Genomic DNA, 20,785 nt, shown 5'->3' with positions numbered 1-20,785 from the left:
GACAACGGCCATGAGTGCAGGGCGGGACAAATTTTGACCGGCGGCGTCCTGCAGAGCCTTGTAAACCGGGAGAGCCCACCAGGGCACGCTGGCCCCGTTCACTCTGGATTGATTCACTGCGTCTCGCATCAGGGCCCGGAGGACGGCTTCAGCGACCTTGCCAGTGATTAGCTCATCCAGGCAGGGCTCCTGCGCGTCAGCCAAGGCCGTGCCCACCTTCGACGGGGGCGCTGTACTCCAGGAGGTACACGGGAGCCCAGGCTCCGGGGGCGCGGCCCGGTGTCCAGTCCTCCGGCCAGCCGAGGCGCATCCATCGGACTGCTTCGCCCGTCAGGACGGCGTCCTCATCCGGGAGGGAGTCCGCCTGCACGTGCCGGATCATCGCGGCGTAGCCGGCGTCAACGATGACTGTGACGCGTTGGCAGGTGGCATTCGCCGTGGCCCGGATGAGTCCTGAGCCTTTCGTTGCCGGGTGCAGCCCGTAGTACGCCGGGTATTCAACGTCGGTAAGGGTGTGGGTGGTGAAGTCGTCCTGGTTCATTTTGTGTGCCTTTCGCTGGGTGTGCTGGTACCGGGTGAATGTGCTCACCGTGTGATCACTGGGTAAAACTTCCCTGTGTTTGCAATGGATTGGACCAGGGCAACTGATCCCCAATCAGCTGACATGTGGCCCAACGCGTATGCGCGCATGGCCCGCTTTGACCGGTCAAAGCTCATCGTCGTCATCGTCATCGCGGTCAACGCCGTGGGCGTCCAGCCATGCCTGTATGTCCGGATTCGGCGGGCCCGCTCGATCTGCTTCAGTGCGGCGCGGCGGTGCTTGTTATCGCGTTGCCGCTTCCGTCGTGCTGCCCCGGTCCTGAGGGAGTCCCCCGCGAGGCGTGCCATGCGCTGCTCTGCGGCGTCCGTAGTCCCTTCGGGGGCCATTACCCGGGCCAGGGCCTTGATAGCGTCTACAGACGGCCGTCTGCGCCCATGCTCCAGTCGGGAAATATGAGTGATGCCGATGCCTGCCAGCTTCCCCAACTGCTCCTGAGTCAGGCCGGCCGCTTTCCGCATGGCCCGCACCTCTTTGCCGAACGGCTGGAGGTGTTCACGTTCCGTATCGTCCACCAGTCCGCGAGTGTCCGTGTTGCCGTCCAGCCGTGGCCCAACGTGCGCGTGTGCACGAGCGGCATCGGAACCGTTCCGTGTGTTCGTACCGTACGAACCGTCCTCATGGCCCAACGCGCCCGCGTCCGCACGCGCAAGGTGCGTACCGTACGCATTCGTTCCTGTCATTTGGTGTGGTCCTTCCTGGCGTGGATGCAGTCGGTTTCGTGGGCGTAGTGGGTGACGTAGTCACCGTCGTCCACGGCGACGACGCACTGGTCGCATTGGGAGGGCATGACGTAGCCGATGCCTTGGAGTTCTGTGGGGGTCATGCGCTTTGCTCCTCTTCTGGGGCTTCGATTTCTCGGGGTGGGTTGCACCATTCGTATTGCCTGGGCACGGTGGGGAGGCCACGGGCTGCGTTGTACTGGGCTTGTAGGCGCATGCCGTTGGTGATGGTGTTTTGCATCTTCTGGGAGGTCGTGAGCTTCCCGCGTTGGTGGTAGGCCGGATCCCAAGGGCCTAAAGGCGGCTGATCTAGGCCGAGCTTCCATCCGGTAGCTGCTTGCTTGGCTTTGGCTTCCTTGAGGCGTTCGGCGTTATGTAGGGCCCGTTGCTCTTTCTTCCAGCCGATCTCTTCTGAGACGCTGAGCCCTGCCGGGGGTGTGCCGGGAGTCCAGTAGTCCTTGCCCAGGATGGCGTCCACGTCGATCTCCCCCATATGGGTGGGATCATCGAGCCACCGCTCCTGATTCAGCCAGGTAGCCGGCTGTGCGGTGAACTTGGGGTCTTCGCCTTTACGCTCTGCCGCGTAGCGCCTGGCCCCTGCCATGAGCTCTTCAGCGCCGGCACCGCTCTTACGGGCCTTGGCATAGGCGTTGGTCGCCGCTCCCCTGCCTATGTGCTTGGGGTAGACCTCGTACCACTCGGTGAAGTCCTCTGCTATCTGTTTGGCAAGGGCAGCTTTGGAGAGTGGCGGCTTTTTGGCAGGGATATCGAGGTCTATCTCTCCCTGCTCCTCGTGCGCGTCAGCTTGGGTGACAGATTGGGGGTGATTTTGTAGAGGTGTTTTATTGGAGGGGTGTGTTTGTAGAGGTAGGGTGCCAGCGCCGGGACCTGTTCCGTCGATATTGGGACCTGTTTCGATCTCGACTGGGACCTGTTCCTGTGATTCTGGGACCTGTTCCGGGTCAAGATGTCCCGCTGCTGGGACCTCTTCCAACGGATCATGTCCCAGTGGTGGGACCCCTTCCGCTTCAGCTACGAGGTCGGATGGCACGGTCAGCTGGTAAATGCTCGCCATGCCCTTGGATGCCCTACCCAAGTTGCCGCCGCGGGTCAGCTGGTCAATGAAGCCCAGGTCTTTCAACTCAGCCAAGGCCCGCAGGACCACGTTTCGACTGGTCCCCGTGTCTGCCACTAGCCGGGCTACACCTGGCCGCACTTGGCCCCCCGTCCGCGTGTTGGCATATGTGGCCATTACGAGCGCCACGAGTTTCACGCTGGGCTTACTGACCGGGTGTGAGCGCACGACCTGCTCCCACTCATAACGCCCGCGGGGGATGCGAGTAAATTCGCGATCCTGGTCCAAGGGGTTCCTTTCATTAGTCCTGGTCTACTGCGGTGGTGTCGTGCGCTTCGTACGGGTTCTTGGCGGCCACGACGGCATCATTCAGCGGGCCCGTGTGGCTGGTCCCGTGCCAGTAGCCGGAAGCCCATGCTGCGGCGAGGTCCGCGTCAGTCGCCATCTGGGGCACCGCCACTCATGGAGAGGCTGTCAGCGGCCGCTGTGGCCTGCTCTGCGGCTTTCGCGAGTTTCCGGCGGAGGAAGTCCAGCCCCTCGGGCCGGACCATGGTGGTTGTCGTCGGAACGGTCTCGCCTCTGCGGTTCCGGTAGCTGCCGAGCTTGACGTCAAAGTGGTGCAGGTAGCGCTGATACGGCAGGTTGTTACCCTGCAGGACGCCCATGCGGCGCAAGTCCCGATACAGGATGTTCGGCCCGTAGCCGAGGGCCTTGGCGGCCGCCTGCATAGAGAGGAGTCCGTCAGCTTCCATGAGGGCGTCGTAGGCCTCCACCTTGGGCGCCGCCGCCTCCAGTTGCTCACAGGAGTCCGCGAGCTGGCGGAGCGCGTCAGCGAAGCTCTGCGGAAGCGCGTACGCCGGACCGGCCGTGTAGGCGCCCGTCTTGCGGAGGACCGGCAGCACCTCCCCCGTGATCCAGCGGCGGAACTTGACGGCCTCCGGCTTGTCCGAGCGGATGACGACCTCGTACATGCCGGCCTCGTTGACGACGCTGGCAGTCTGCTTCCGGCCCATGGAGTCGATGACCTCAGCCTGGCTTAGGGCATCCGGGTCGATCCGCTGGGAGATCATCGTGGCGTTGCGGAGGCCCAGTACCGTGCAAAGGTCCGCGAGGACGAACCAGGGTTCCCCGTCCATCTGCAGGGTTCGGACCTCGTGACCGGCGTAGAGGAACTGCTGCAAGGTGCTCACAGGCTGATCACTCCAGCAGCGGCGTGGCGGATGACGGCGGGGCTCTTGTAGCGCGGGTCCTTGGCCATCGTCACAGCGAGGCGGGCGAGAAGCCGGAAGGGCCTGAGCTCCAAGCTGTTGTAGATCACTTCTGCAGTCTCTTCGGGGTCCCAGGGTGCATCCGATCGCACCTGGAAGCGGGCCAGCGAAACGATGGCGCCGAGGCGGCGGCAGTCCTGCACGGTTGGGTTGGTGGGCAGGATGTCAGCTTGTGCGGTAGAGTTCATCTTGATCTTTCTTCCTTCTGGGGTGAGTAGATTCTCGGGTCTCAGTTCGCAGCTGAGGCCCTTCTTTTTGCCTTGGAGCGGTTGCCGGCCGTACCGGCTCGACTAGGCCGCATCTTCGCCGTTGAGCCACGCAATGAACTTCTTGCGTGGGATCCGGATGCTGTTTCCGATCCGAAGGGAAGGAACTTTCCCTTCACGGACCGCCGCGTAAAACTGATTGATTCCCATGGGGACCATCGGCGCTGCCTGCCGCGGGGTCAAGGTCAGCGGCTCCTGCTTTTCACTCATTTGAATCCTCCTGTGTCGGTACCCTCCGTCAGCGGGTTACGAACACCATTAGATATTCAATCGGCACCCTTTGTCAACAGGTGCCGATTGTTCTTGACGGAGCATCACTGTTTCGTGGATTATGGGGGCCATGGAAGTTACATGGGAACAAATGGACGGGTCAGTCGAGATAGTCCCTGGCGTCACGATTTGGCGGCAGGCCACCACTCGCATCCGGTCATACAAGGGCTACGACGTGGACGCCCAGGTGTCCGTGTCCGACTCGGGGCGGATCGAGATTGACTCGCTGACGGTTAGCCGCATCCCCGGCGGTGAACCCGTCACGGGAGAAGCACTCCGGAAAGTTGCCATTCAGAGCATCTTGCGGGACGCCGTCAAGCAGGGGATCCAGCGAAGCATTGGCAGTGAGATCCCCGCCGGCACGCAGGTTTCCGCGCTGGGCATGCTCCCGACGAGTGAAGCGCAGCGCTTGAAACAGGCAGGACCGACCGCCGAAACGCTCACATGGGTCGGGAGGATCTACCGAATCAGCGAGCTAATAGACAACGCCCCAACCAAGGCGGTGGAGGAGACCTTCAATATCTCCAGAAGTACGGCTGGGGCTTGGATCGGGAGGGCCCGGGCTGCGGGCCATATACCTCCCGTAGACGCAAGAGAGGACGACAATGGCCAAAGTAACTAGGCGCTGCGGCTGCCGGGACGAGAACGGCAAGCAGTACGGCGCCGCTTGCCCGAAGCTGAAGAGTTACCGGCATGGGACGTGGGGCTATCGACTGTCCGCCGGCTTCAACCCGGTGACGGGCAAGCGGCAGTACGTGACGAATTACAGCTTCGCTTCCTCCGGGGACGCTGAGGAGGCTATGCGGGAGGCGGAGAAGCAACTCCGCGGCCAGGTGTACGACTTCAAGAAGACCACCGCCGCCGCGTACCTCACGGAGTGGCTGGACGGCCAGGAGCGCCATGCCCAGCTCAAACCCTCCACGCTGCGCATGTACAAGCGGTACATCCACAACGATGTGGTGCCGGCGTTCGGAACCAAGATCCTGCTGAAGGACCTCCGCCGCCCGCACGTGGCAGGCCTGATCAAGGCCCTGCAGGACGCTGGCCGCGGCGCCGTCACCATCAAGCGGATCCACGCCACCCTCTCGAGCGCCCTCACTGACGCCGTCCAGGATGGGCTGCTGGCTGAGAACGTGGCTGCCGGGGCTCGCCTGCCCAAGGTTGAGAAGAAGAAGATCAAGGTTTGGGAGCCGTCCGACGCTGGCCGCTTCCTTGATGCCGTCGCGGAGCACCGCCTGGGCGCCATGTTTGAGGTCGCCGTCCTCACGGGCATGCGCCGCGGGGAGCTGTGCGGCCTCCGGTGGCAGGACATCGACCTTCCCGGCCGCCGCCTGTTCGTCCGGGTCCAGCTCGTGCAAGTGGGCAAGGACATCATCGAGGGGACCATCAAGACCGACGCCGGGCAGGACCGCGTGGTAGCCCTCTCAGACCGTGCTGTGGCCGCTCTGATCGCTTGGAAGATCCAGCAGGACCAAGAGCGCCAGAAGTGGGCTGAGGCGTACACGGACAGCCGCCGCGTGTTCACCTATGAGGATGGCCGGCAGCTCCGTCCCGGCTACGTGTCCAAGCTCTTCGAACTGACCGTGAAGAAGCTTGGCTTGCCCATGATGCGGCTCCACGACCTTAGGCACCTCCACGCCTCGCTGATGCTTGCCAGCGGCCAGGATCTCGCCATCGTGTCCAAGTCCATGGGCCACAGCAACAGCCAGATCACCCGGGACCTGTACGCCCACATGGTGGGGGACGCCGCCCGGAATGCAGTGGAAGGCGCGGCCTCTTTGCTGCCTGCGCGTAAGAGTGTGCTCACAACTGTGCTCACAGGGCATGAAAAAAGCCCCTCCGGTCTCTCCTAAGAGATCCCGGAAGGGCTAAATTCCTTGCCATTACTGGCTGGTGGCAGATGAGGGATTCGAACCCCCGTAGGCGTTGCCAGCTGATTTACAGTCAGCCCCCTTTGGCCGCTCGGGTAATCTGCCGAACTTCAAAAGAAGTACCCGCCGATGCAGTGTTCGGAAGGAACGTTTCCGGTCCTTTCCGCTTTAGTAACCGCGGGCAAGACAACTTTACAGAACTTCCGGCGAAGAATCGAATCGGGGGCGCCACCGCCGCAAAACCGGCAAAACGGCGCGGAATTCCAGCCCTCAGTCCTCCCCCAGGATCCGTCCTGCCAGCTTGGCTTCGAAGCTCAGGGCCTGCTCCTCAGTGATCTGGTTCAGCTGCACGGCCCGCTGCAGGTCTGCCCGCACGCCATCCATCCGGGACGAGGCGTCGGCCACGGGGCTGAAGACAATTGAAGCCGCCACGGCAGCGGCCGCCACCGAAGACGCCGCCGCTGCCACCGCCCCTGCTGCTGTCGTAGTGCGGGTAACGTATCGGGCGGCTTTGCGGTGCATGGTGTTCCCTTCAACTGCGGTCCATCTGCTCCAACTCTCGCCAGCCCGCCTTCGTTCCCCCGGTGCGTCCGCTGAGAGGGAACTGTGAATGGGCCGCCCCCACCGGCCCGGGCATCCGTATTAGGCTGGATGCCAGTGATCCAGGCCCTGTATCCGCGGGGCTCCCATCAACAAAGGAGAGTCATGGCAGGCGAGTCAACGTTCGACGTCGTAAGCAAAGTGGACAAGCAGGAAGTGGCCAACGCGCTCAACCAGTCCCAGAAGGAAATCGCCCAACGCTATGACTTCAAGGGCGTTGGCGCCGAGATCGACTTCAGCGGCGAGAAGATCCTGATGAAGGCCAATTCGGAAGAGCGCGTGAAGGCCGTCCTGGACGTTTTCCAGTCCAAGCTGATCAAGCGCGGCATCTCGCTGAAGTCCCTGGACGAGGGAGAACCGTACGCCTCGGGCAAGGAGTACCGCCTGGAGGCCTCCATCAAGGAAGGTATTGCCCAGGACCTGGCCAAGAAGATCAACAAGCTCATCCGCGACGAAGGACCCAAGTCGGTCAAGTCGCAGATCCAGGGCGACGAACTGCGCGTGTCCTCCAAGTCCCGCGACGACCTGCAGGCCACCATGGCCCTGCTGAAGGACTTCGAGGAAGCCGACCTGCAGTTTGTGAACTTCCGCAGCTAGCCCTTCCCGCCGTCGTTCCCGACGCGCAACCCGTTGGACGACACGCAAAAAGGCTGGCGCACCCCGGATTCGGGGCGCACCAGCCTTTTTTGCGCGTCACAGGTGACCATGCGCGTCGGCAGAGCAGGTGCGCGTCGCCACGCGGGGTCCGAAGGCGGGTTCCCGGCTACAGCTGGCGGCCCGCCATCCGCTCCAGCCGGGCAATCCGGTCCCGCATGGGCGGGTGGGTGGCGAACAGCTTGTTCATGGCGCCGCCACGGAAGGGGTTGGCGATCATCAGGTGCGAGGCGTTGACCAGCCGCTGGTCCTGCGGCAGCGGGGCAATGCCGACGCCGCGCTCAATCTTGGCCAGGGCTGAGGCGAGCGCCAGCGGATCCCCCGTGAGCTGTGAACCGTCCTCATCGGCGTCGTACTCCCTGGTTCGCGAGATGGCCATCTGGATCAGCGAGGCAGCAAAGGGCGCCAGCAGTGCCATGGCGATCATGGCCAGCGGGTTGGCGTTGCGCCGGTCACCGCCGCCGAAGAACAGGAGCATCTGCCCCACCGACGTGATGACGCCGGCGACGGCTGCGGCCACGGACGAGGTGAGGATGTCGCGGTTATACACGTGCATCAGCTCGTGGCCCAGGACGCCGCGGAGTTCGCGGGCATTGAGGAGCTGAAGGATGCCCTCGGTGCAGCAAACGGCGGCATTCTGCGGGTTGCGTCCGGTGGCGAAGGCGTTGGGGTTCATGGTGGGCGAGACGTAGATCCGCGGCATGGGCTGGTTGGCACGCGTGGAGAGCTCGCGGACAATCTGGTACAGCTGCGGTGCCTGGGCTTCGGTCACCGGGAAGGCCTGCATGGAGCGGATGGCGATCTTGTCGCTGTTCCAGTACCCGTAGAACGTGGTGCCGACGCCGACCAGGGCCATGATCCAGATGGGCGCCGAACTGCGGGTCCCTACACCGATCAGTCCGCCCAGGCCCAACAGCACCGCCCACAGCACGCCGAACAGTGCCGCGGTCTTCAGGCCATTGTGATGGTTGTGCACGTTTCCTCCTTGCTTAAGGAACGGCTTGCTAGGGCACCGGGTTCCGGGCATCGTACTTCCGGAAGCCGGGCTGCAGTTTTGCCGCCAGCCACGCCCCCGCGATGCACAGCACACCGCCAACCAGCAGGACCCAGCCCTCATTCAAAAGCTTAGTCGCGCCGCCGGCCAGCAGGTCCCCGATCCGCGGGCCGCCGGCCACCACCACAATGAACACGCCCTGAAGGCGTCCGCGCAGGTGGTCGGGCGCCGCGGCCTGGAGGATGGTGTTGCGGAAGACGCTGCTGATGGAGTCGGCGATCCCGGCCAGGGCGCAGCAGGCGGCGGCGGGCAGCAGCCACAGGGTCACCGCACCGTCCGGCGCCGGCCCCGCGAGGAGCACCACCAGCCCGAACGCGCCGATGGACGCGCCCCACCCCATCACGGAGATGACGACGGCGGTCCCCTGCCGGCGCACGCTGCCCAGCGGGCCGGAGAACAGGCCCGCCAGGAAGGCCCCGACGGCGGTGCAGGCCAGCAGGATGCCCACGGTGGCCTCGCCGCCGCCGATCATAAGGGCGGCAACGGCGGGCAGGAGGGCCCGCGGCTGGGCAAGGATCATGGCCACGAGGTCGATGATGAAGGTCATCCGGAGGTTGGGCCGCGTTCCCAGGAAGCGGAATCCTTCAATCACGGAACGGATTCCTACTTTGCTGCGGGTACCTGCCGGCGGCATCGGCGGCAGCCGGTAGACAGCCCACAGGACGAACGCGAAGCTGGCGAAGTCGATGGTGTAGGTCCAGCCGAACCCCAGCCACGCCACCAGGACGCCGGCCAGCAGCGGCCCGGCGGTCATGGCAAGGCCAAGCGACAGCATGCCCAGGGCGTTGGCCGCAGGCAGGAGCTCCTTCCGGATCAGCATGGGGATGATGGCGCTGCGTGCGGGCTGATTAATCGCCTGGGCCCCACTTTGCAGCGCCACGAGGAGATACAGCACCCACACGTTGCCCAGTTGCGTCCAGGCCTGCAGCGCTATCAGCCCCGTGGTCAGCCAGAGGACAGCGGAAGCCAGCAGGGCGATGCTGCGGCGGTCGTGCGCGTCGGCGATCGAGCCGCCCATCAGGCCGCCAACCACCAGGGGCACCAGGGCGAAGATCCCGAGCAGGCCCACATAGAAGCTGTCCTGGGTCAGCCGGTACACCTCAAGGCTCACCGCCACCAGGGTCAGCTGGCTGCCGATGGCGGACACCGCCGATCCCAGCCACAGCCGGCGGAATGCGGGGCTTTCCTTGAGCGGCGTGACATCGGCAAGTATTTTCCCCACCCCGCAACACTAGCGGTCAGCGCGGGAAGGTAAGCCGAGCCTTATTGTGAGTTATTAATAATAAGTGTTTCAATGGAGCCATGACGGAGCACTTTGACGGCCAGGACGCGTGGGCAGCAGCCCTGCGCGCCCACGGCCGCAGGGTGACCAAGCAGCGGCTCGCTGTACTCGCCGCCGTCGAACGCCACCCCCATTCCCCTGCCGAAAGCATCCTTGCCGCCGCCCGGACCGAGCTGCCGGAACTCACGGCCCAGTCCGTCTACGTGGTCCTCGGCGACCTGACGGACCTGCACATGCTGCGCCGGTTCGAGCCGCCGCACTCCCCCGCCCTGTATGAGACGCGCGTGGGCGACAACCACCACCACGCCATCTGCATCAGCTGCGGCCGCGTGGAGGATGTGGACTGCGCCGTCGGCCATGCCCCCTGCCTGACGCCGCACTGGAACCCGGACGCCAAGCCGATGACCATCCAGATCGCGGACGTCATGTACCAGGGCATCTGCCAGGAATGCCAGCAGGCCCAACAGCTTCCTCCCCACAGTCCCTCGCAAGAAAAAGAGAAATAGGAGAACAATGACTGCCGTTTCCACAACCCAGTCAGGTGCGCCGGTTACGTCCGACGCTCACTCGAAGTCAGTTGGTGCCGATGGTGCCATCATCCTGACCGACCACTACCTCGTCGAAAAGCTCGCCCAGTTCAACCGCGAGCGGGTTCCGGAGCGCGTAGTGCACGCCAAGGGCGGCGGCGCATTCGGCACGTTCAAGACCACCGAGGACATCTCCAAGTACACCAAGGCCGCGTTCCTGCAGCCCGGCGTCGAGACCGAGATGCTGATCCGCTTCTCCTCCGTCGCGGGCGAGAACGGTTCCCCGGACACCTGGCGCGACCCCCGCGGTTTCGCCGTAAAGTTCTACACCACCGAGGGCAACTACGACCTCGTGGGCAACAACACTCCCGTCTTCTTCATCCGCGACGGCATCAAGTTCCCGGACTTCATCCACTCCCAGAAGCGCCTGCCGGGCACCCACCTGCGCGACGCCGACATGCAGTGGGACTTCTGGACCCTGTCCCCCGAGTCCGCCCACCAGGTCACCTGGCTCATGGGTGACCGCGGCCTGCCCGCCTCCTGGCGCGAGATGCAGGGCTACGGCTCGCACACGTACCAGTGGATCAACGCCGAGGGCGAGCGCTTCTGGGTCAAGTACCACTTCAAGTCCAACCAGGGCGTGAACTCCATGAGCTCCGAGCAGGCCGAACAGCTCGCCGGCTCGGACGCCGACTTCTACATCCGTGACCTGTCCGAGAACATCGCCGCGGGCAACTTCCCGTCCTGGGACCTGCACGTGCAGGTGATGCCGTACGAGGACGCCAAGACCTACCGCTTCAACCCGTTCGACCTCACCAAGGTGTGGCCGCACGCGGACTACCCGCTGATCAAGGTGGGCACCATGGAGCTGAACAAGAACCCGGAGAACTACTTCGCGCAGATCGAGCAGGCCACCTTTGCGCCGTCGAACTTCGTGCCCGGCATCGCCGCCTCCCCGGACAAGATGCTGCAGGCCCGCATCTTCTCCTACGCGGACGCACACCGCTACCGCGTGGGCACCAACCACGCCCAGATCCCGGTGAACCAGCCCAAGAACCAGGTCAACAACTACAGCCAGGACGGGCAGGGCCGCTTCCTGTTCAACGCCCCCTCGGTTCCGGTCTACGCGCCGAACTCCGTGGGCGGCCCGGCTGCCGTGGAGCCGCAGAACCCGGCCGGCGGCTGGGAGAACGACGGCGAGCTCACCCTCGCCGCGCACACCCTGCACGCCGAGGACGGCGACTTTGTCCAGGCCGGAACGCTGTACCGCGAGGTCTACGACGAGGCCGCCAAGGCCCGCTTCCTGGAGACCATCAGTGGAGCCGTGGGCGGCGTGCAGAGCCCCGGCATCAAGGAACGCGCCATCCAGTACTGGACCAACGTTGACGCGGAGCTCGGCGCCAAGCTGCGCGCCAACCTCGGCACCGTGGCTGCCCCGTCGGCGCCCACCTCGGATGCAGAGTCCGCCAACAAGATCGGCTGACCTGCCTGCCGGCTGAACTGAAGAACACCCCGCCACGGTCATCCGTGGCGGGGTGTTCTGCTCTCCGGTCCCGGTTGTGCACATACGGCAACGGGGATCTGGCCGGTTGCGGCAGGCAGCCCTAGGCTCCGTACATGAGTACTTTCGCAGGCATTCCCCCGGAGGCCTTTGGCTTCTACGCGCAGCTGGAAGACAACAACAACCGCGACTGGTGGCTGGAACACAAGGCGACGTATGAGGAGGCCGTGAAGCAGCCGCTCACCGCCCTGCTCGCCGAGCTGGAGCCCGAGTTCGGACCTGCCAAGCTCTTCCGACCCAACCGGGACATCCGTTTTTCGTTGGACAAGTCGCCGTACAAGACTGCCCAGGGAGCATTTGCCGCACGCCAGGAAGGCGTGGGTTTCTACCTCCAGATCAACGCAGATGGACTGTTGATAGGCGGCGGCTACCACTCCCACACGCCCGCCCAACTGGCACGGTTCCGCGCCGCCGCCGACGCCTCCGCCAGCGGCGCCGCCCTGCAGGGCATTGTGGATGCCATGGCAGGGGCCGGCTTTGCCATCGAAGGCGAGAAGCTTAAAACCGTCCCGCGCGGTTTCGACAAGGACCATCCCCGCGCCGAACTGCTCAAGCACAAATCGCTGTCCGCGGGTGTCGAGGTGGGCCAGCCGGAATGGGTGTCAACACCGGCCGCGAGGGACCGGATCGCGGAACGGTGGCGGGAGCTGCGGCCGCTCGTGGAATGGGTTGGCCGGTACGCGGCGCCGTGACCGGAACGCTGCAACAGGGGTGCGGGCCGCCAGGAACCCAGGAAGCGCCGGAAACGCAACTGCCCGCCCGGCGCAGGCCGGGCGGGCAGTTCAGCATCAGCCGGTGAGGCCGGCCGTCAGGTCCGGCTCAGCTCATCTTCGTCCGCCGGCTCCACCGAGGAACCGGGCGTTCCGGTAGCCGCTGGGGTGCCGTTGACCGACGCGTTCGCCTCGGCGAAGCGCTCGTTGAGCCGTGAGTGGCGCTGGCCGTACGCGAAGTAGATGGCCAGGCCCAGCACCAGCCAGAAACCGAAGAAGATCCAGGTCTCCACGGCGAGGTTGGTCATCAGGTACAGGCACAGCACGGCAGACACGATGGGGACCACCTTGCCGAACGGGACGCGGAACGCGGGCTTCAGGTCCGGGCGCTTCCTGCGGAGCACCAGGATGCCCAGGCTGACCACGACGAACGCCGACAGGGTGCCGATGTTGATCATTTCCTCGAGCAGGTCAACGTTGGTCAGGCCCGCCACAAGCGCAACCGCTGCGCCGCAGATGATCTGGAGGCGGGCCGGCGTGGAATGCTTGTCACTGGTCTTGGAGAGGGCCCGGGGCAGCAGTCCGTCGCGGCTCATGGCCAGCACCACGCGGGACAGGCCCATGAGGAGCACCATGATCACGGTGGTCAGGCCCACGAGGGAACCGAAGGCGATGACCTTGGCGGCCGAGGTGTCGCCCACGGCTTCGAAGGCGGTGGTGAGGGTAGGGCTCTTGGCTTCAGCCAGCTGGGTGTAGGACACCATGCCGGTCAGGGCCAGGGACACGAGGATGTAGAGCAGCGTGACCAGGGCCAGGCCGCCGAAGATGCCGCGGGGCAGGGTCTTCTGCGGGTTCTTCACTTCCTCGGCGGAGGTGGCCACCACGTCGAAGCCGATGAAGGCGAAGAACACCAGGGCGGCACCGGCGAAGATGCCCATGGTGCCGTACTGGGCGGGAGCGGCACCGGTCAGGAAGCCGAAGAAGGACTGCTTCAGGACGTCCGCAGCGCCATTGCCGGCCGTGGGCTCAGCTGCAGGAACGAACGGCGTGTAGTTCTCGAACTTCACGTAGGTGAAGCCCACCACGATCACGAACAGCACCACGGCGATCTTGATCAGGGTGAAGATGTTGCCCACGCGGGCGGAAAGCTTGGTGCCCAGCACCAGCAGCACCGTGAAGATGGCCACGATCAGGAAAGCGCCCCAGTAGAGGTCCACGCCGCCCAGCGAGATGGCCGGCGGGACGTCCAGGCCAGTGAGCGCGAAGACCTTGCTGAGGTAGATGCCCCAGTATTTGGCGATCACGGCGGCGGCCGTGAACAGCTCGAGGATCAGGTTCCAGCCGATGATCCAGGCAAGGAGTTCGCCCATGGTGGCGTAGGTAAAGACGTACGCGGAGCCGGCCACGGGGATGGCGGTGGCGAACTCGGCGTAGCACATGATGGCCAGCGCGCAGGTGACCGCGGCGATCGCGAAGGAGAGCGTCACGGCGGGACCTGCAAAGTTGGCAGCGGCTTTGGCGCCGACCGAGAAGATACCGGCGCCGACAGCAACGGCGACGCCCATGATCATGAGGTCCCAGGTGCTGAGGGAACGCTTGAGCTTGCGTCCGGGCTCATCGGCGTCGGCGATCGACTGCTCGATGGATTTTGTCCGCAGAAGGTTCATTAGGGGGTCACAATCCTGGTTTGTGAGGGAAACAGACCTATCAACGGTACTGTCCATCCACTGGACGGTCCCAATCGTCCCGAATAGTGAGACACCCTTAAGGCCGAACATTCTTCTGTGAACTGGCTCGGGGCCCTCCGGCTGGAGAGCCCCGAGCGTTCTTTATCGAACTTCCTAGGACGGCCAGTCCATCAACGTTGACCGGATGAGGAAGCGTTTACCCTCAGGCGCTTCAACGGAAAAGCCGCTGCCCCGGCCCGGTACGACGTCGACGGTGAGGTGGGTGTGGCTCCAGTAGTTGAACTGCTCCCGGGACATCCAGAATTCCAGCGGCCGGGGCTGCAGCCCGTCCGACAGGTCGAACAGCCCCAGGAGCACGTCGGAGTCACCCGTGATGAAATCCCCGGCCGGATAGCACATGGGCGAGGACCCGTCGCAGCAGCCGCCGGACTGGTGGAACATGAGCGGTCCATGCCTTTCCCACAGCATCCGGAGCAGGTCCACGGCAGGCGGCGTGAGCGCCACCCGGGAGAAGTCTTCCCCGGGCAGCGTCACGGCGGCAGCCAACCCTTCAGCGGGCATCAGAACCTCAGCACCACGCGGCCGTCGATCTTGGCGTGCTTCATCTCATCGAACACCGCGTTGACCTCGGACAACCCCCGGACGGAGACCGTGGGATGGATCTTTCCCCGGGCATAGAAGTCCAGGGCCTCCTCAAGGTCCTGCCGGGTGCCGACGATGGAACCGCGGACGGTCAGTCCCTTGAGCACAATCTCGAAGATCGGAGCCGGAAAGTCCCCTGGGGGCAATCCGTTGAACACGATGGTTCCGCCGCGCCGGGCCATGCCAATGGCCTGGCCGAACGCCGACGGGTGCACCGCCGTAACCAGCACTCCATGGCAGCCTCCTGTTTCCCGCTGGATCACTTCGGCCGGGTCCTCGTGCAGCGCGTTGACCGTAAGTTCGGCGCCGTGGGCCTTGGCAAGGGCCAGTTTGTCGTCGGCGATGTCCACGGCGGCGACACGAAGCCCCATGGCCACGGCGTACTGCACGGCAATATGCCCCAAGCCACCGATGCCCGAGATGGTGACCCACTGCCCCGGCCGGGTCTCGGTCATCTTCAGGCCCTTGTAGACGGTGACGCCGGCGCACAGCACCGGCGCCACCTCGACGGGGTCGGATCCCGCCGGTATGCGGGCCGCGAACCGGGAGTCCACCAGCATGTATTCGCCGAAGGAACCGTCCACGCTGTATCCGCCGTTCTGCTGCGCCTCGCAGAGCGTTTCCCACCCGGTGCGGCAGTACTGGCAGTCGCCACAGGCTGACCACAGCCAGGCGTTGCCCACCAGGTCACCAACCGCGAGGTCTGAAACCCCCTCGCCCAGGGCCACCACTTCGCCCACGCCCTCATGGCCGGGAACGAATGGAGGGGATGGTTTGACCGGCCAGTCGCCTTCCGCGGCGTGGAGGTCGGTGTGGCAGACGCCGGTGGTCAGGACCTTGACCAGCGCCTGTCCTGGCCCCGGCTCGGGAATGGCGATGTCCTTGACCTTGAGGTCGGTGCCGAATTCGGTTACTACTGCTGCTTGCATTGTCGTCGTCATTGGCGAAATCCCTGCTTCGTTGTAGTCGTTCAGTGGTACGGATCGGGCCTAGAAGAAGCCCAGCTTGTTTTCGTCGTAGCTCACCAGCAGGTTCTTGGTCTGCTGGTAGTGGTCCAGCATCATGGCGTGGTTCTCGCGCCCGATGCCCGAGGACTTGTAGCCGCCGAAGGCGGCACCTGCCGGGTAGGCGTGGTAGTTGTTGACCCAGACGCGGCCGGCCTGGATTTCGCGGCCGGCGCGGTAGGCAACGTTGCCGCTGCGGGACCAGACGCCGGCGCCCAGTCCGTAAAGGGTGTCGTTGGCGATGCCCATGGCGTCGTTGTAGTCGCTGAACCGGGTGACGGCCACCACGGGGCCGAAGATCTCCTCCTGGAAGATCCGCATCCGGTTGTGGCCTTCGAACACAGTGGGCTGGACGTAGAATCCACCCGCGAGGTCGCCGGGGAGTTCGGCCCGCGCGCCGCCGGTGAGCACCTTGGCGCCTTCCTGCTTTCCGATGTCGATGTAGGAAAGGATCTTCTCCAGCTGGTCGTTGGAAGCCTGGGCGCCCACCTGCGTGTCGGTGTCCAGCGGGTTGCCCTGGATCATCTTTTCCACCCGTGCCACGGCATCGGCCATGAAGGAGTCGTAGATGTCTTCCTGGATCAGCGCCCGCGAGGGGCAGGTGCAGACTTCGCCCTGGTTGAAGGCGAACAGCGCAAAGCCCTCCTGGGCCTTGTCGTAGAAGGCGTCGTTTTCCTGGGCAACATCGTTGAAGAAGATGTTGGGGCTCTTGCCGCCCAGTTCCAGGGTGACGGGAATCAGGTTCTGGCTGGCGTATTGGCTGATCAGCCGCCCGGTGGTGGTTTCACCGGTGAAGGCGATCTTCCGGATCCGGGAACTGGATGCCAGCGGCTTGCCGGCCTCCACGCCGAAACCGTTGACCACGTTCACCACGCCGGCGGGCAGCAGGTCCCCGATCAGTTCCATCAGCACCAGGATGGACGACGGCGTCTGCTCCGCGGGCTTGAGCACCACGGTGTTGCCTGCGGCGAGCGCGGGCGCAAGCTTCCAGACGGCCATCAGGATGGGGAAGTTCCAGGGGATGATCTGGCCCACCACACCCAGGGGTTCGTGGAAGTGGTAGGCGGTGGTGTTGTCATCGAGCTGGGAGAGGCTGCCCTCCTGGGCCCGGACTGCTGAGGCGAAGTAGCGGAAGTGGTCCGCGGCAAGGGGCAGGTCGGCGTTGAGGGTTTCCCGGACGGGCTTGCCGTTGTCCCAGGTTTCGGCGACGGCGAGCATCTCGAGGTTCTCGTCGATGCGGTCGGCGATCTTGTTCAGGATGGCGGCCCGTTCCGCCACGGAGGTCTTGCCCCAGGAGGGTGCGGCCTTGTGTGCCGCATCCAGGGCGAGCTCGACGTCCTCGGCGGTGCCGCGGGCCACCTGGCAGAACGCCTTGCCCGTCACCGGGGTGATGTTTTCGAAGTACTGGCCCTTTACCGGGGCCACCCATTCGCCGCCAATCCAGTTCTCGTAGCGGTCCTTGAAGGTGACCTTCGAACCGTCGGTTCCCGGCTGTGCGTAAACGGTCATGTGCTTAGCTCCTTTGCTGTGCAGAAGGCTGGCCCATAGGGGCGCTCGCCGATGATGCCAGCGTAGGAGCGGGGAGGTTGCAGCCAGGTTGCAACGATGCGACGCAGGTCACAACCGGGGTTGGACTTGTCCACACCCGGTTTCGACAAGTTCCACCGCACCGGCCGCCGTTCAGGCGTGCAGTTCGGCTTCCAGCCGTTCCAGGTCGGCCACCACGGCGGCCCGCTTGGGTGAGCGCGGCGGCAGGAGGCGGAGCGCGGCGCGGCGGATGACGACGTCGTCCCTGGCCTCCGGGAGCGCAGCGTACTTGAGCAGGGACTCGGCACTGCCGTCCGTGAGGACCGCCTCCCGGAGCAGGGACGACACCCTGGTCCGAAGGTCGAGAATGCCGGGCGCCTCCGAGCGCGGCAGCACCTCGCCGCGGTAGATCTCCAGGGCAATCCGGTGCGCACCGCGCTGCAGGCAGCTGAGCACCTGGCCGGTGTCCGGCACGAGGTCCAGGGGGAGCCGGTAAGGGCGTGAGCCTGGAACGGCGTCGGGGCTCAGCTGCTGGACGACCTTGCGCAGCCGGACCATCTCTGCCCGCAGCGTGATGGTGGAGCCATCCCCCGGGTAGAGCAGCGAAGAGAGTTCCTCGGCGCTGAGTCCTTTCGGATGGGCGCTCAGCAGGGCCAGGATCTCGCTGTGCCGCGCGGACAGGGAAACGGTCCTGCCGCCAAGGCTGAGGAGGGCCTGGTCGCGCCCCAGCAGCTGCAGGCTGTTGCGGTAGAGGCTGCCTTCCGTGGCACCGCCGCCGCGTCCGGCGGCAGCCGGGGACCGCCGTCGTACGGGCTTCCTGGCCAGCTCCGCCGCGTGCTGCAGGCGCTCCACCCGCAGCTGCGCCTGGGCGGCCGCCACCGTGGCCTCCACGAGCGACAACGTATGCGGCGCCACCGCGGTGGCCGTTCCGGTAATGTCCACCACGCCCAGCACGGCGCCGGAATCGGGGTCGTGGAAGGGGACGGCGGTGCAGCTCCAGGGATGGACTGTCCGCTGATAATGCTCCGCGCCGGCGATCTGGATGCCCTTGCCCAGGGCCAGGGCCGTTCCCGGGGCACTGGTACCAACACTGGCCTCGGACCAGTCTGCACCGGGGACGAACATCATGCCTTCGGCGCGGCGCTGGAGCGTGGGGTCGCCGTCCACCCACAGGAGCCTGCCCACCTCGTCGCCCACCGCAACCAGGAGCCCGCTGTCATGGCTGGGCTGGACCAGCAATTTGTTGATGACCGGCATGATCGCGGCCAGCGGGTGCTGCCGGCGGTAGTCCTCCAGCTCGTCCCAGTCGAGGGCCAGCGGCGCGGCCGCATTGTCAGGGTTGGCCTTGAAGCCCGCCGAGCGCTGCCAGGACTCCCTGATGAGGTTGCGCAGCCCCGGGATCTCGGGGGTGGCGGCGCCGGGGTCCGATCCAAGGCGCTCATGGCCGGCCAGGGCGGCACGCTGGCGCGGTTCAGGGTGGAGCAGGTTCGTCATCGAACTCCCGTTCCGGAGTCTTGTCCGGCGAGGCACGGCTGGAAGGTGGCCCAGCCAGCATAGCCGGACAACACCCCTGTGTCACCGGCGCACCCGGACCAGTTCCTCCAGCGCATCCACCCCTGCAACTGCTCCGCCCGCGGCAGCGTAGCCGGCGGCGACGCGCCGCGCGCCAGGCGCCTTGCCCAGGGCCTGGTGGACGGCTGCCCGGAGCCGCTCCGGAGTAAGGTGTTTCCGGCTCAGCCGCACCCCGGCGTCGGCTGCTGCCACCCGCGCTGCCACCTCGTGCTGATCGCGGCCAAACGGGACCACCACCACGGGCACTCCCTGTGCCAGCGCTTTCTGCGTGGCGCCCATCCCGCCGTGGGTGATGGCCACCGCTGCCCGCTCGAGGACACGTCCATGCGGGACGAAATACTCCAGCCGCGCATTGGCCGGCAAAGGCCCGAAATGGTCCGTGCCGGCGGCTTTGGCGGCACCTGCCGAGCCGGTCCGGGCTGCCGGGAGGGTGGCGACGACGGTGAAGGGCTCCCCGGCAAGTCCGGCCAGGGCGGTCCGCACAATGGCTTCGTCCGCCTGGTACTCGGAGGACGTGGTCACCAGGACCACGGAGCCTTGGCCGTCCCGGAGCCAGGCCGGAGGGTCGGCCGGCGGTTCCCAGGCGAGGGCGCCGATTATCCGCACATCCGGGCCCCAGTCCGGATGCGGGTACTCGAACGGCTGCGACGTGGCCACGAGCATCAGCGGCGCGGTGCGGAACATCTCGTCCGCACCGCTGACAGGTGGAAGATGGCCGGCGGACAGCTCCGTCCGCAGCGAGTTGATGCGCGGCAGCATCAGCTTTTCCACGGCGCCGATCACCAGGCGGCGGGCCAGTGCATCACGGGCCCTCCCCAGCGGGCCGGACATGGGCGCAAGCCCGGGTCCGAACGGCGGGGTTCCCCTCGACTGCAGCGGCGGGGTGTAAGGGCTGAAGGTGGCCCACGGCAGCCCCGAGGATTCGGCCTGGATGCGGGCTCCCCAGGCGTTGATGTCGATGAGCAGCAGGTCGGGGCGAACGTCAGCAATGGCCTGCTGCAAGTCCGGGGCGTCGAACCTGGCACGGGCCGTGAAGGTCTCCACGCTGGAAGCCAAGGCCGCCTTCGCGTTGTTGGCGCGGTAGTCAGCGGCCTCGACCGCGAGTATCCGGTCATCTACCGGTCCGGCATGGAACCCCGCCTCCAGCAGCAGCGGGACCTGCCGGCGCAGGGTACGGACGTGGACATCATGGCCGCGGGCCTTCAGCTCCTGGAGCAGCGGGACCATCGGGAAAAGGTGGCCGATGGCGGGAGAGGTGTAGGCAAGGACGGTGGACATCAGGGCCTCCGGATGAAGGGTTCCAGCATTTCGAGCAGACAATGGGCCACCTGGTCGCGGCTGAGCCCGGCATCGAGGCGCAGCAGTTTCCAGGTGTAGACGTCGCAGAGGGCGACGAACTGGGCAAAGCGGCGCTTCCGCTCCACCCCGTCCGGCAGGAAGTCATCCGTCAGGAAGGGCGCGAAGACGCGTTCGCACCACTCCCGGTGGAACTGCCGCCCGCCTTCGGTGATCTCGGCGAGCACGGGGGAAGTTTCCTCCTCGGCCAGCATCTTCAGGGCCAGGGCGCCGGTGGTTTCGTAGTGCTCCAGGAGATTGTCGACGGCGGCGGGGACGTCGCCGGGAGGAGCGGCACCTCGCTGGCCGGCAACCTCCGCTGAAGCGAATTCCGCGGTGGCGTGGATCAGGCCCAGGCGGTCGCCGTAGCGGCGGATAACGGTCTGGACGGTCACCCCTGCGCGGGCCGCAACGGCGTTCAGCGTCACGTCGGCGATGGGCCCCTCCATGAAGAGGCCCAGCGTTGCCTGCAGGATCCGGCGCCCGGTTTCCTGCGCGGAGGTGGCGCGCTTGGGGGAGCTGTAGGGACGGGTTCCCGCCCCGGCCGTATTCATGTTAA

General features: G+C 65.6%; 24 protein-coding genes and 1 tRNA gene. 6 read left to right on the top strand and 19 right to left on the bottom strand.

Going from position 1 to position 20,785, the window contains the following annotated elements; translation table 11 throughout:
* Positions 1–196: 196 nt before the first annotated feature.
* The 8 genes from PV772_RS03525 to PV772_RS03490 all read right to left on the bottom strand — a co-directional run bounded on the left by PV772_RS03525 (position 197) and on the right by PV772_RS03490 (position 4,139).
* Positions 197–541, bottom strand: coding sequence for a hypothetical protein (locus tag PV772_RS03525; protein WP_347885374.1), 345 nt, complete (start codon positions 539–541; stop codon positions 197–199).
* A 44-nt stretch (positions 542–585) separates the two neighbouring features.
* Positions 586–1,113: a helix-turn-helix transcriptional regulator gene (locus PV772_RS03520; protein ID WP_347885373.1), complete on the bottom strand. Its 528-nt coding sequence runs from the start codon at positions 1,111–1,113 to the stop codon at positions 586–588.
* A gap of 164 nt (positions 1,114–1,277) precedes the next feature.
* A complete protein-coding gene (locus tag PV772_RS03515) occupies positions 1,278–1,424 on the bottom strand; it encodes a hypothetical protein (protein WP_347885372.1) in 147 nt (48 codons plus the stop codon).
* The gene (locus PV772_RS03510) at positions 1,421–2,470 is read right to left on the bottom strand and encodes a hypothetical protein (RefSeq protein ID WP_347885371.1); all 1,050 of its coding nucleotides are present in this window, start codon (positions 2,468–2,470) and stop codon (positions 1,421–1,423) included. The genes PV772_RS03515 and PV772_RS03510 overlap by 4 nt, the downstream gene beginning before the upstream one ends.
* A gap of 226 nt (positions 2,471–2,696) precedes the next feature.
* The gene (locus PV772_RS03505) at positions 2,697–2,840 is read right to left on the bottom strand and encodes a hypothetical protein (protein WP_347885370.1); all 144 of its coding nucleotides are present in this window, start codon (positions 2,838–2,840) and stop codon (positions 2,697–2,699) included.
* Positions 2,830–3,585 carry a BRO family protein gene (locus PV772_RS03500; RefSeq protein WP_347885369.1) on the bottom strand — a complete coding sequence of 252 codons (756 nt, stop codon included), beginning with the start codon at positions 3,583–3,585 and terminating at the stop codon, positions 2,830–2,832. The genes PV772_RS03505 and PV772_RS03500 overlap by 11 nt, the downstream gene beginning before the upstream one ends.
* Positions 3,582–3,851 (bottom strand): hypothetical protein, encoded by a 270-nt coding sequence (locus PV772_RS03495; protein WP_347885368.1) that lies wholly within the window; start codon positions 3,849–3,851, stop codon positions 3,582–3,584. The genes PV772_RS03500 and PV772_RS03495 overlap by 4 nt, the downstream gene beginning before the upstream one ends.
* Before the next feature lie 102 nt (positions 3,852–3,953).
* Positions 3,954–4,139, bottom strand: a complete 186-nt coding sequence (locus PV772_RS03490; RefSeq protein WP_347885367.1) for a helix-turn-helix domain-containing protein — start codon at positions 4,137–4,139, stop codon at positions 3,954–3,956.
* 151 nt (positions 4,140–4,290) lie between these two features.
* On the opposite strand from PV772_RS03490, the gene PV772_RS03485 reads away from it, so the two are divergent.
* Both PV772_RS03485 and PV772_RS03480 read left to right on the top strand, forming a co-directional pair.
* The gene (locus PV772_RS03485) at positions 4,291–4,821 is read left to right on the top strand and encodes a hypothetical protein (RefSeq protein WP_347885366.1); all 531 of its coding nucleotides are present in this window, start codon (positions 4,291–4,293) and stop codon (positions 4,819–4,821) included.
* Complete coding sequence (locus PV772_RS03480) at positions 4,805–6,052, top strand: tyrosine-type recombinase/integrase (RefSeq protein WP_347885365.1); 1,248 nt, start codon at positions 4,805–4,807, stop codon at positions 6,050–6,052. Before PV772_RS03485 ends, PV772_RS03480 begins: the two co-directional genes overlap by 17 nt.
* A 38-nt stretch (positions 6,053–6,090) precedes the next feature.
* On the opposite strand, the gene PV772_RS03475 is transcribed toward PV772_RS03480, so the two are convergent.
* Both PV772_RS03475 and PV772_RS03470 read right to left on the bottom strand, forming a co-directional pair.
* Positions 6,091–6,175: transfer RNA gene (locus PV772_RS03475), tRNA-Tyr, on the bottom strand.
* 165 nt (positions 6,176–6,340) lie between these two features.
* On the bottom strand, positions 6,341–6,592 hold the full coding sequence (locus PV772_RS03470) for a hypothetical protein (RefSeq protein WP_347885364.1): 252 nt from the start codon (positions 6,590–6,592) through the stop codon (positions 6,341–6,343).
* Between the two features lie 183 nt (positions 6,593–6,775).
* On the opposite strand from PV772_RS03470, the gene PV772_RS03465 reads away from it, so the two are divergent.
* Positions 6,776–7,267 carry a YajQ family cyclic di-GMP-binding protein gene (locus PV772_RS03465; RefSeq protein WP_141159686.1) on the top strand — a complete coding sequence of 164 codons (492 nt, stop codon included), beginning with the start codon at positions 6,776–6,778 and terminating at the stop codon, positions 7,265–7,267.
* Positions 7,268–7,433: 166 nt separating this feature from the next.
* Here the strand turns inward: PV772_RS03465 and htpX are convergent, their stop codons facing one another.
* Both htpX and PV772_RS03455 read right to left on the bottom strand, forming a co-directional pair.
* Positions 7,434–8,300 (bottom strand): zinc metalloprotease HtpX, encoded by an 867-nt coding sequence (htpX, locus tag PV772_RS03460; protein ID WP_141159685.1) that lies wholly within the window; start codon positions 8,298–8,300, stop codon positions 7,434–7,436.
* Between the two features lie 28 nt (positions 8,301–8,328).
* Positions 8,329–9,600 carry an MFS transporter gene (locus PV772_RS03455; RefSeq protein ID WP_347885363.1) on the bottom strand — a complete coding sequence of 424 codons (1,272 nt, stop codon included), beginning with the start codon at positions 9,598–9,600 and terminating at the stop codon, positions 8,329–8,331.
* Positions 9,601–9,680: 80 nt separating this feature from the next.
* On the opposite strand from PV772_RS03455, the gene PV772_RS03450 reads away from it, so the two are divergent.
* The 3 genes from PV772_RS03450 (at position 9,681) to PV772_RS03440 (ending at position 12,440) form a co-directional block, all read left to right on the top strand.
* A complete protein-coding gene (locus PV772_RS03450) occupies positions 9,681–10,166 on the top strand; it encodes a Fur family transcriptional regulator (protein ID WP_141182171.1) in 486 nt (161 codons plus the stop codon).
* Between the two features lie 7 nt (positions 10,167–10,173).
* The gene (locus PV772_RS03445; RefSeq protein WP_347885362.1) at positions 10,174–11,670 is read left to right on the top strand and encodes a catalase; all 1,497 of its coding nucleotides are present in this window, start codon (positions 10,174–10,176) and stop codon (positions 11,668–11,670) included.
* Between the two features lie 134 nt (positions 11,671–11,804).
* Positions 11,805–12,440, top strand: coding sequence for a DUF2461 domain-containing protein (locus PV772_RS03440; protein WP_347885361.1), 636 nt, complete (start codon positions 11,805–11,807; stop codon positions 12,438–12,440).
* A 116-nt stretch (positions 12,441–12,556) separates the two neighbouring features.
* Here the strand turns inward: PV772_RS03440 and PV772_RS03435 are convergent, their stop codons facing one another.
* The 7 genes from PV772_RS03435 to PV772_RS03405 all read right to left on the bottom strand — a co-directional run bounded on the left by PV772_RS03435 (position 12,557) and on the right by PV772_RS03405 (position 20,780).
* On the bottom strand, positions 12,557–14,125 hold the full coding sequence (locus PV772_RS03435) for an amino acid permease (RefSeq protein ID WP_347885360.1): 1,569 nt from the start codon (positions 14,123–14,125) through the stop codon (positions 12,557–12,559).
* Between the two features lie 174 nt (positions 14,126–14,299).
* The gene (locus tag PV772_RS03430) at positions 14,300–14,707 is read right to left on the bottom strand and encodes a DUF779 domain-containing protein (protein WP_347885359.1); all 408 of its coding nucleotides are present in this window, start codon (positions 14,705–14,707) and stop codon (positions 14,300–14,302) included.
* Entirely contained in the window at positions 14,707–15,729 is a 1,023-nt protein-coding gene (adhP, locus tag PV772_RS03425) for an alcohol dehydrogenase AdhP (protein WP_210411381.1), read from the bottom strand. The genes PV772_RS03430 and adhP overlap by 1 nt, the downstream gene beginning before the upstream one ends.
* A 48-nt stretch (positions 15,730–15,777) precedes the next feature.
* The gene (locus PV772_RS03420; protein ID WP_141159678.1) at positions 15,778–17,301 is read right to left on the bottom strand and encodes an aldehyde dehydrogenase family protein; all 1,524 of its coding nucleotides are present in this window, start codon (positions 17,299–17,301) and stop codon (positions 15,778–15,780) included.
* 171 nt (positions 17,302–17,472) lie between these two features.
* Positions 17,473–18,813 carry a GAF domain-containing protein gene (locus tag PV772_RS03415; RefSeq protein WP_347885358.1) on the bottom strand — a complete coding sequence of 447 codons (1,341 nt, stop codon included), beginning with the start codon at positions 18,811–18,813 and terminating at the stop codon, positions 17,473–17,475.
* Positions 18,814–18,894: 81 nt separating this feature from the next.
* Positions 18,895–20,169, bottom strand: a complete 1,275-nt coding sequence (locus PV772_RS03410) for a nucleotide disphospho-sugar-binding domain-containing protein (protein WP_347885357.1) — start codon at positions 20,167–20,169, stop codon at positions 18,895–18,897.
* Positions 20,169–20,780, bottom strand: a complete 612-nt coding sequence (locus PV772_RS03405) for a TetR/AcrR family transcriptional regulator (RefSeq protein WP_141182179.1) — start codon at positions 20,778–20,780, stop codon at positions 20,169–20,171. The genes PV772_RS03410 and PV772_RS03405 overlap by 1 nt, the downstream gene beginning before the upstream one ends.
* Between the last annotated feature and the right edge of the window lie 5 nt (positions 20,781–20,785).

Origin of the sequence: Pseudarthrobacter sp. CC12, from assembly GCF_039907755.1 — a bacterium.
In the GTDB taxonomy this organism is placed as follows: domain Bacteria; phylum Actinomycetota; class Actinomycetes; order Actinomycetales; family Micrococcaceae; genus Arthrobacter; species Arthrobacter niigatensis.
Note: the sequence above shows the minus strand (reverse complement) of the source record. Positions and strands in the feature narration are given on the sequence as shown.

Bases quoted from the DNA above. Each gene is read 5' to 3' on its own strand.
- PV772_RS03525 (WP_347885374.1), bottom strand. From the start codon at position 541: ATGAACCAGGACGACTTCACCACCCACACCCTTACCGACGTTGAATAC.
- PV772_RS03515 (WP_347885372.1), bottom strand. From the start codon at position 1,424: ATGACCCCCACAGAACTCCAAGGCATCGGCTACGTCATGCCCTCCCAA.
- PV772_RS03505 (WP_347885370.1), bottom strand. From the start codon at position 2,840: ATGGCGACTGACGCGGACCTCGCCGCAGCATGGGCTTCCGGCTACTGG.
- PV772_RS03495 (WP_347885368.1), bottom strand. From the start codon at position 3,851: ATGAACTCTACCGCACAAGCTGACATCCTGCCCACCAACCCAACCGTG.
- PV772_RS03490 (WP_347885367.1), bottom strand. From the start codon at position 4,139: ATGAGTGAAAAGCAGGAGCCGCTGACCTTGACCCCGCGGCAGGCAGCG.
- PV772_RS03485 (WP_347885366.1), top strand. From the start codon at position 4,291: ATGGACGGGTCAGTCGAGATAGTCCCTGGCGTCACGATTTGGCGGCAG.
- PV772_RS03480 (WP_347885365.1), top strand. From the start codon at position 4,805: ATGGCCAAAGTAACTAGGCGCTGCGGCTGCCGGGACGAGAACGGCAAG.
- PV772_RS03470 (WP_347885364.1), bottom strand. From the start codon at position 6,592: ATGCACCGCAAAGCCGCCCGATACGTTACCCGCACTACGACAGCAGCA.
- PV772_RS03465 (WP_141159686.1), top strand. From the start codon at position 6,776: ATGGCAGGCGAGTCAACGTTCGACGTCGTAAGCAAAGTGGACAAGCAG.
- PV772_RS03450 (WP_141182171.1), top strand. From the start codon at position 9,681: ATGACGGAGCACTTTGACGGCCAGGACGCGTGGGCAGCAGCCCTGCGC.
- PV772_RS03445 (WP_347885362.1), top strand. From the start codon at position 10,174: ATGACTGCCGTTTCCACAACCCAGTCAGGTGCGCCGGTTACGTCCGAC.
- PV772_RS03440 (WP_347885361.1), top strand. From the start codon at position 11,805: ATGAGTACTTTCGCAGGCATTCCCCCGGAGGCCTTTGGCTTCTACGCG.
- PV772_RS03435 (WP_347885360.1), bottom strand. From the start codon at position 14,125: ATGAACCTTCTGCGGACAAAATCCATCGAGCAGTCGATCGCCGACGCC.
- PV772_RS03430 (WP_347885359.1), bottom strand. From the start codon at position 14,707: ATGCCCGCTGAAGGGTTGGCTGCCGCCGTGACGCTGCCCGGGGAAGAC.
- adhP (WP_210411381.1), bottom strand. From the start codon at position 15,729: ATGACGACGACAATGCAAGCAGCAGTAGTAACCGAATTCGGCACCGAC.
- PV772_RS03420 (WP_141159678.1), bottom strand. From the start codon at position 17,301: ATGACCGTTTACGCACAGCCGGGAACCGACGGTTCGAAGGTCACCTTC.
- PV772_RS03415 (WP_347885358.1), bottom strand. From the start codon at position 18,813: ATGACGAACCTGCTCCACCCTGAACCGCGCCAGCGTGCCGCCCTGGCC.
- PV772_RS03410 (WP_347885357.1), bottom strand. From the start codon at position 20,169: ATGTCCACCGTCCTTGCCTACACCTCTCCCGCCATCGGCCACCTTTTC.
- PV772_RS03405 (WP_141182179.1), bottom strand. From the start codon at position 20,780: ATGAATACGGCCGGGGCGGGAACCCGTCCCTACAGCTCCCCCAAGCGC.